This window comes from Flavihumibacter sp. CACIAM 22H1, assembly GCF_001601815.1.
GTDB lineage: Bacteria > Bacteroidota > Bacteroidia > Chitinophagales > Chitinophagaceae > Flavihumibacter.
This window is the reverse complement of the sequence record NZ_LUKG01000044.1, coordinates 30,128-37,878: the sequence shown is the minus strand read 5'-3', so window position 1 is coordinate 37,878 and position 7,751 is coordinate 30,128. Positions and strand designations below refer to the sequence as shown.

11 protein-coding genes and 1 tRNA gene are annotated in these 7,751 nt (G+C 44.6%); 1 reads left to right on the top strand and 11 read right to left on the bottom strand.

Annotation, left to right across the window (positions count from 1 at the left end):
* On the bottom strand, positions 1-272 hold a 272-nt coding region (locus A1D16_RS13055; RefSeq protein WP_290710152.1), incomplete at its 3' end, for a hypothetical protein.
* A gap of 95 nt (positions 273-367) precedes the next feature.
* Positions 368-844, bottom strand: coding sequence for a hypothetical protein (locus A1D16_RS13050; RefSeq protein ID WP_290710150.1), 477 nt, complete (start codon positions 842-844; stop codon positions 368-370).
* Between the two features lie 73 nt (positions 845-917).
* Here A1D16_RS13050 and A1D16_RS13045 point away from each other — a divergent pair, with 73 nt between their 5' ends.
* Positions 918-1,466 (top strand): hypothetical protein, encoded by a 549-nt coding sequence (locus A1D16_RS13045; RefSeq protein WP_290710148.1) that lies wholly within the window; start codon positions 918-920, stop codon positions 1,464-1,466.
* Positions 1,467-1,537: 71 nt separating this feature from the next.
* Here the strand turns inward: A1D16_RS13045 and A1D16_RS13040 are convergent, their stop codons facing one another.
* From A1D16_RS13040 to A1D16_RS13000, 9 genes are all read right to left on the bottom strand, one after another.
* Positions 1,538-1,927 (bottom strand): DUF2335 domain-containing protein, encoded by a 390-nt coding sequence (locus tag A1D16_RS13040; RefSeq protein WP_290710146.1) that lies wholly within the window; start codon positions 1,925-1,927, stop codon positions 1,538-1,540.
* Positions 1,920-2,126, bottom strand: a complete 207-nt coding sequence (locus tag A1D16_RS13035; RefSeq protein ID WP_290710144.1) for a hypothetical protein — start codon at positions 2,124-2,126, stop codon at positions 1,920-1,922. The genes A1D16_RS13040 and A1D16_RS13035 overlap by 8 nt, the downstream gene beginning before the upstream one ends.
* Before the next feature lie 215 nt (positions 2,127-2,341).
* A tRNA-Pro gene (locus A1D16_RS13030) sits at positions 2,342-2,415 on the bottom strand.
* Between the two features lie 98 nt (positions 2,416-2,513).
* Positions 2,514-3,638 carry a PQQ-dependent sugar dehydrogenase gene (locus tag A1D16_RS13025; protein ID WP_290710142.1) on the bottom strand — a complete coding sequence of 375 codons (1,125 nt, stop codon included), beginning with the start codon at positions 3,636-3,638 and terminating at the stop codon, positions 2,514-2,516.
* A 35-nt stretch (positions 3,639-3,673) separates the two neighbouring features.
* The gene (locus A1D16_RS13020) at positions 3,674-4,867 is read right to left on the bottom strand and encodes a nucleoside permease (RefSeq protein ID WP_290710140.1); all 1,194 of its coding nucleotides are present in this window, start codon (positions 4,865-4,867) and stop codon (positions 3,674-3,676) included.
* Positions 4,868-4,902: 35 nt separating this feature from the next.
* The gene (locus A1D16_RS13015) at positions 4,903-5,325 is read right to left on the bottom strand and encodes a nuclear transport factor 2 family protein (protein ID WP_290710137.1); all 423 of its coding nucleotides are present in this window, start codon (positions 5,323-5,325) and stop codon (positions 4,903-4,905) included.
* A 21-nt stretch (positions 5,326-5,346) separates the two neighbouring features.
* On the bottom strand, positions 5,347-6,462 hold the full coding sequence (locus tag A1D16_RS13010) for a bile acid:sodium symporter family protein (RefSeq protein WP_290710135.1): 1,116 nt from the start codon (positions 6,460-6,462) through the stop codon (positions 5,347-5,349).
* Between the two features lie 4 nt (positions 6,463-6,466).
* On the bottom strand, positions 6,467-7,402 hold the full coding sequence (locus tag A1D16_RS13005) for an RraA family protein (protein WP_290710133.1): 936 nt from the start codon (positions 7,400-7,402) through the stop codon (positions 6,467-6,469).
* Positions 7,403-7,412: 10 nt separating this feature from the next.
* Positions 7,413-7,751: amidohydrolase family protein (locus A1D16_RS13000; RefSeq protein WP_290710132.1), on the bottom strand; the 339-nt coding region annotated here is incomplete at its 5' end.

The window sequence follows — 7,751 nt, the reverse complement described above, 5'->3', positions numbered from 1 at the left end:
GATATTGGCTTTAATAATGATTGTGCATAATTAAAATACACCAGTGTCGGATCCGGCATTGGAATCATGACCGATTCCCCATCTATATTATATACAAATCCAGCAATCGTTTCTCCAATATCTGTTCTTATACACCCCCACTTAGATCTCATTTTTCTAAGTACTTCTTTTGCTTCAGGGTTATGATAGTCAATAAATTCAGTATCTGGCGGGAATTCAATATTGTCTTCTGGACCATGTTCAATGAGAAATTTTTTCTTTATATGTTTCATGAAAAAAAGTTGGGATTATTTTTAATTTATTATTTCGATCATATCATCAAAAAGGTATTTCTCTGGCAAAAGTTGATTGACAAAAACTGCTTTATTTAAAAATCAAACCTTTCCTTTGCTACTTTTAGATAATGCTCAGTATACTCCACTTCATATCTGAAATCATCATAGGCTTTTTCATATACCTCCAACTCCTTCAACAATTTTGTTATATTGAGAGAGTGCATTCCAATTACGTTTGATAGGCGAATATTGAATCCTGGCATTAATTCATTATCACGCATAGTGAGTTTGAACGGCCGGTATATCCGAAGCATAGCAGCTGTAAAGACTTTGATTTTATTTGATCGCTGTCTGGACCATTTATTGATTCGAATATCATCTTCCTTTACCAGGTTACGATCACAGAAAACTTTGAAATACCTTTCGATATTGATGAGGTCATTATCAAAGGGTGGTATATCGTATTCATCAAGCTCCTTTAGCAATTCAGCACCCCAGAAAGGGAATCGTTTTAATAAAACTGTTCCTAATAGTAAAACCTGACCTTTTGAATAATGAAAGCGCTTCATTTATGCAGAAAATTGAGTTTGGGTTGTATCCTAAATTTATAAATATTACTTTGGCCCAATCAAAACAGATTGCATGAATTCCCTTCCTCAACAAATGGCAGTTCAGTTCCTGGATGAACTCCTCTTTATTTCCAACTACAACGATTACATAAGCCGGTTTGATTCGGAATTCTACTCCCTCCATGAAGAGTATGACCAAAAGATATTTTTGTCAATTGTGGCCGCCAAGGTTGAAGAACAAAGGAAAGAGCATGAAAAGAAATGTACAGATCCAGTTTGCCCAAGCGACCTCGGTTATTTAAAGGTGAATAGCCATTTCCAGTACCTAATGAAGCAGCTGGGTATCCCCCAGGAAGATCAATTCAGTAGCGAAAACATTAATACCATTGTGGAGCAATTTGATAACCTGGTAAAGGCATATGAGGCAATGGGGCAAGAGGTTGAAACCTTGAAACGTGAGCTAAATGACTTGAAGGATCATTTCTTTCTGGGAAAGACACGTTGGAGGCAGTTTTCCAAGGGCAAGTTTGGTGAAATGGTGGCCAGCGGGCTGGTGAGTGAAGCTATTGCAAAGCCAATGGTAGACTTTTTCAATGAAAGCATTTCGCAGCTGGGGTACTAATAAAAAAGCCCCGGGTAGAAACCCAGGGCAATTACTTTAATTCAATAAATTGGAAATGTGAAAATATCAAATCAATCTTTATTTTGATTTTGCCTTCTGAAATAATAAGCAGCAATAACACTAGCGGCACTTCCGGTAATTATTGTAGCTGCTGCAGTTGGATGGCCAAGGTATAAAGCGTAACAACCTACTGCAAAAATCATTGTACTACTTAAAAAGGCTAAAACCTGACCAAGAATTGTACTGTTTTTAAATGTCCAAGTGATTCTATCTTCATTTTTTTGCCTGCTTTTAATTTCACTCTCAGCTAATTCCATCCATTTTTTTGTGCAGCCCGGTGCCAAGGCTTCTAACTGTGACAAGGTTTCAGGATCAGGAATAATCCCCTCGAAACTAGTCCCCTCCACTGTCTGATCCGGACGTACAACAACCTTTTTTTTGTTATGATTGCTTCTACTCAAGACAAAGAACTTTTTTACGCATTTTGGAATATTGTTCGCGATACTCCTTATTTACACGTTTTAGGTCTTCTTTGATTTTTTCGGCAGGAGATTTATCCAGTATTTCTTTTGTTGCCTCGCTTGCAGGATTTTCGGTGAATCCAAATAAGTAGAAGAACCCATCTAAAACAAGGTCAACTTGTTTTTTTACTTCTTCCATGGTAATGATTTTAATTTTGAAAATAAGAAAAAAGAGCAGCTTTCCAAAGAATAACGAACTTAATAAACATTTGTTTTACAATCATCTGATGGAACTCTTTATTTAATAGTTGCCTACAATAAAGTTAAAATACCAAAAACGCCCCCCTTTTTACCCCCAATTAAAGATTAAAATTATAAAACCCGCTACTGGTGCGGGTTTTATAATTTCATATGTCGGGAAGACAGGATTCGAACCTGCGACCCCCTGGTCCCAAACCAGGTGCGCTACCGGCCTGCGCTACTTCCCGATTCTCTTTCAGTTACCTGCCGGGCGAAACCCAACCGGTGAATTAAGAGGTTGCAAAGGTAGGGGTTCGGAACATTCCTTCCAACAACTTGCTGAATTTTATTCTAAAGCGCTGATTTCCACCAGCAGATCCTGGCTATTACCATTGCTGGTACAGAGGTAAACACGGCCTGCCGGACTCACACAAATATCCCGCAGGCGGCCCCAACTGTTCTGAAAATAAGTACGGGTACCTGTAATGGAACTGCCATCGCCATTAAGGGTATGCACATATAATCGCGCATTTTTAAGCGATGTCATCAACAAAGCATTTTTCCAGGCGCCTACCCGGTCATGATTATAATAATCCAAACCGCAGGCCGCCACTGTAGCACTACCACTCGACCATATCGGCTCCACTACCTGGTTGGCCGCACAAAAAGCCTGCTCCGGTGCATCACAGGAACCATTTACTGCAGGCCAGCCATAATTCGCCCCCTTTACAATAATATTGATCTCGTCCTCAAGAGAGGGCCCGTGCTCAGCCGCATAGAGCCGATTTTTGGCCCAAACCAGGCCCTGCGGATTCCGATGCCCGAGCGACCAATAATAACTACCTGCTACCGGGTTATCTGCGGGCACCGACCCATCCAGCAACACCCGAACTACCTTGCCCGCCAGGGAACTTCTTTGCTGCGGCAAATCGGTATTAGCCGCATCGCCCGTAGTCATATACAATACCGCTGGATTACCCTCCACTACTACAAGACGGCTCCCATTATGCACATTAGCGGCCGGAATATTATCCAGCAGCACCGTTTCCTCTCCCAATGCATTATCGGCAAACCGGTAACGCACCAGTTTTTCGCGGTAGACATCACCCGCCAAATAATTGTGTACCAGGTAAATCAACCCGTTCTGCTGAAAACCCGGATCCTGCACCATACCCAGCAACCCGCCTTCGCCCCGCGCTACTACGCCACTGATAGCAGTGCTGAATACGGTTTCGCCGGTGCGGGGATCAATTTTTGATACCCGTCCACCCCGCTCCGTCATCCAGATATGATCATCCTTACCCCATAAAATTTCCCAGGGAAACTGCAGCCCGCTTTTAACCACCCGGATACTATCCGATGGCCAGTTTTCGCCCGGCTCTTCCGCCGGCCCGTCGTTTTTTGAACAGGAAAAAAGGACCGTACATAAGCCCCCTACCAACAACCACGTTTTAATGATTGAACCTTGCATAACAGGCATTTATGCTTTTTACGCAAAAATCCTGCCTATGCCTGGGTTGCCGTTTTCCGATCTCTGAAGAAAAAGATAAAATACAGGAGTACTGCCGCCGCTATACCAGCCGGTATCAGCCAGATAGATTGCCAGTTATGCCCCTCGCCTACCACGTACCGGTCCGCCACCAGGCCGGAAAACCAGGTACCGATTACCATTCCCAACCCATAGGTGGCAAAGGTAAACAACCCCTGCGCCGCATTTTTATTGGCCGGTCCGGCTTTTTTCTCCGAATACATATAACCGGTTACAAAGAAGAAATCATAACAAACACCGTGAAGAATTATACCGAGATAAATCATCCAGCCATTCGGATCTCCATAGCCGTACGCAAACAATACATACCGTATTATCCAGGCAAGAATACCAATGAGCAGGATGTTTTTTACGCCAATCCGGTTAAACAGGAAAGGTATGGCCAATATAAATAAGCCTTCCGAAAACTGGCCCAGGATCATTTTCTGCGCCGGTTTGTCCATGCCGATTTCATTCAGAAAGGGATTGGCAAATCCGTAATAAAATGCCAGGGGAATACATACGAGTATGGCAGCAATAAAAAACACTGAATAGGAACGATCCTTAAAAATACTGAGTGATTGCTTACTGAATAATGCCGTTGTTTCACCTTCTTCACGCCCCTTGGGCGGAGTATTGGGCAAAACAAAACTCAATAACCCAAGAGCCACTGAAACACCGGCCGCCAGGTAAAAAGTTTCGGGTGTTTTTTCAATTTCCCAGGTACCCACCAACAAACCGGCTACAATCCAGCCGAGGGTTCCAAATACCCGTATCCAGGGAAACTGTTTGCCTGGATCCGTCATCTGTGCAAATGCCACGCTGTTGCTGAGGGCAACTGTAGGCATATAAACCAGGGAATACGCCAGTATAACCCAATAAAAAACCTGGCTGTTACCGACTTTGGTAGCCAGTACAAGCAGGATGGCGCCCAGGAGATGCAGCACACCCATAATTTTCTGTGCCGCAAAAAACCGGTCGGCAATCATGCCTACAAAAAATGGCGATAACATGGTGGCCAGGGCCAGGGCACTGAATGCCTGCCCGATATCCTTGCCCGTGGCACCCAAACTGGCTTCCATATAGGTTCCCATGGTAACATACCAGGCACTCCAGATAAAATACTGGAGAAACATCATCAGCGCCAACGAAATTCCGGTCGATTGTTTCATATAAACAGGTAAGGGTGAACTGAATTTCTCTCAATTTATAATTTGTAAGCCTGACGGGCAAGTAATTTCCAGCCCGCTTTCTCTTTTACCCAAACCGTCATTACACCAATACGGATCACCACTTCTTCGCCCTTATTCTTTGCTTTCGCCTGGAAAACAAAGCGGACAGTTGCATTTTTTCCTGCCATGCGGATGGTTCTTTCTTCTGCATCCAGGCTGCTAAAATCCACCGGCCCTTCCATCACGTCTTTAATGAAAGCCGCTTTATCGTCTAACCGGCCGTTGGAGTGTCCGTACCAGATCTTATCATGACAGATGGTTTCCAGCACGGCCTGCTGTTTATCTACGATGGCTGCGTTCAAACGATCCAGCTCTGCATATACAGCCGCTTCTTCTTTCGTTTGCGCCTGGCCGATAGCCGACACCAACAGCATAACTACCACTACCAGCTTTTTCATAGCAATTTTTTTTAACTGATTTCAACCCGCTTTTTCAAGGGTTTCCAACGGATCATAACCTTCCGGAACTTTTTTATGCCAGTAAGACGCCAGCACAGATCCCGTAATATTCATCAACGGGCCAAATACAGCGGCTGCCAGCCCTACTGTTGCAATCTTGCCCATTTCCTTGGCTATACCCGATGCCAGGCCGCCATTCTGCATACCTACTTCAATAGCTACGGTACGGGCATCGCGCTCATTCATTTTAAAGAGGCGCGCAAACCAATAACCCAGGAAATAACCAAATAAATTATGGATCAATACCAGCAAAATCAAAAGCGGACCAATATTCAGCAAACTATCCCTGCCGGCAGCTGTAATAACCACAATAATCAATGCAATACCCAGCATTGATACAATCGGCATGGCTTCGTCTAACCAGGCCGATTTCCCTTTCAGCAACTTATTTACCAGCAAACCCAATCCGATCGGCAGAATAATCATCTTGGAGATATCCCACATCATATTCAGCACATTGATCTCAATAAAGGCACCGGCCAGTAGCTTCATCAGCAAAGGCGTTACCAATGGCGCCATAAGGGTTGTAATGGACGTAATGGTTATAGACAATGCCAGGTTGGCCTTGGCGAGGTAAGACATTACATTGGAAGCCAGCCCGCTGGGCGAGCAACCAATTAAAATAATACCGGCTGCAATCTCAGCGCTGAAGCCACTCATACTGGCCAGGGTAAAGCCCAGCAAAGGCATAATCAGGAACTGGCTCACCACCCCTACAATCACCCCTTTCGGCGTTTTCACCACCCCTATAAAATCTTTCACACTCATGGAAGTTCCCATGCCGAACATAATAAGCTGAATAAGGGGGGTGATAAGGTTGGTATATTTGAAATCGCCCCAGGCAATAAAATACTGCGGATAACAAAGAGAGGTCGTTACGGCAGCAAAGATCATCATCGTATATGTATACCTTTTAAGCGCTTCAGATCCCCTGAAACCAATTCCCAGTAACACAAAAAACGCAATGGCAAAAGGGCCGGCCAACATCCAGTTGCCCCGGAAAGCCTGTACCAGTACCAGTAGCAAACAAAGCAGCGCAAGCGTTAGCAAACTTTTATATAGCATGGAGTTTTTCATTCGTTTACCAGGTTCTTTTTTTCATCACTTCATCCAATTCCTGTTTGGTCATCTTCCCTTCTTCAGGGTGTGCATCCAGCCATTTCAGAAAAGCCTGTTTCAGCTCTTCCGTCCACTGGCTATCAATTTGGCCGGTATTGTATTTTCCGGTCCGCAGCATTTCTTTTCCGAACTTATCCTTACGGCCAATAAATTCAGCGGTCAACACTACCTGTTCTACCATATGTGCGGGAATAAACAATACACCTTCGCGCTCTGACAATACGATATCACCCGGCAGTACAATTGCTTTGCCGATACGGATAGGGGTATTCAGGCCCATCAAAACCATTTCTTTTAAAAAAGACGGATCAAAGTCGCGCACAAAGGCATTAAAGCCTTTGATCCTGGCCAGCCCGCTAAGGTCTCTTGCCGCCCCATCAAATATTACCCCGTTGCCCGACCGGTTGTAGATAGCGGTTCCCAGGTTATCTCCTATTAGGGTACCTCCTTCTATTTTGCCGAAACCATCTGCCACGTATACATCGCCTTTAACCAGGGTTTCAATGGGCCAGGCATTGGTATTACCGACCCTGCCCTGGCGGGCGCCTCTTTCTTTGATCTTTTTTTCAATATCCGGGCGGGATGGCATGTACTGGGCTGTAACTACCCTGCCTACCACCGGCACATCGTCGTAAATCATCTTCCAGTTACGCTCAAACTGGTTTACATACCCTTCGTTCATCAATACCTGCCAGGCTTCCTCAATACCGATTTTTTTTACCCGCTCTACCAACTCGTCACTCACTTTAGGACGGCCATCAGCAAAGCGGTCGCCCTTCCACTCGGAGGTCAGGTAGACCAGTTCCTCTTTGGGCATGGTCTGCGCCCGGGTTTCCATAATACCTAACAGTAAGCAGCAACCGAGTAGTACCCCGGCCTTATTATTTCTCTTTTTCATAGTATCTACATTAATTACGGGGTGGTAAACCGTGTAAGGTTACCGGCGTAGCCCGCGCATTGAGGTCATAAACAATTCTACCGGCCCGGATGGTCATTTCACATTCCAGCTTTTCAGTGGCTTTTACTTTATAGCCGGTATAATCAAATAAGCCAAAATTTCCTTTCCGGATACCCAGGATAGCTATATCAGCTTCCGCCCCTACTGATAAATTGCCCAGTTCCTCCCGTTTAATTACCTGGGCGGGGGTCCAGGTACTGGCTTTGATAACTTCTTTAAATGGCATACCCATTTGCATGAATTTACTCATACAGGTTAGCTGATCTTTCATGGCGGCATTCATACTACC

Bases quoted from the DNA above. Each gene is read 5' to 3' on its own strand.
- A1D16_RS13025 (WP_290710142.1), bottom strand. From the start codon at position 3,638: ATGCAAGGTTCAATCATTAAAACGTGGTTGTTGGTAGGGGGCTTATGT.
- A1D16_RS13020 (WP_290710140.1), bottom strand. From the start codon at position 4,867: ATGAAACAATCGACCGGAATTTCGTTGGCGCTGATGATGTTTCTCCAG.
- A1D16_RS13010 (WP_290710135.1), bottom strand. From the start codon at position 6,462: ATGAAAAACTCCATGCTATATAAAAGTTTGCTAACGCTTGCGCTGCTT.
- A1D16_RS13035 (WP_290710144.1), bottom strand. From the start codon at position 2,126: ATGGAAGAAGTAAAAAAACAAGTTGACCTTGTTTTAGATGGGTTCTTC.
- A1D16_RS13005 (WP_290710133.1), bottom strand. From the start codon at position 7,402: ATGAAAAAGAGAAATAATAAGGCCGGGGTACTACTCGGTTGCTGCTTA.
- A1D16_RS13050 (WP_290710150.1), bottom strand. From the start codon at position 844: ATGAAGCGCTTTCATTATTCAAAAGGTCAGGTTTTACTATTAGGAACA.
- A1D16_RS13045 (WP_290710148.1), top strand. From the start codon at position 918: ATGAATTCCCTTCCTCAACAAATGGCAGTTCAGTTCCTGGATGAACTC.
- A1D16_RS13015 (WP_290710137.1), bottom strand. From the start codon at position 5,325: ATGAAAAAGCTGGTAGTGGTAGTTATGCTGTTGGTGTCGGCTATCGGC.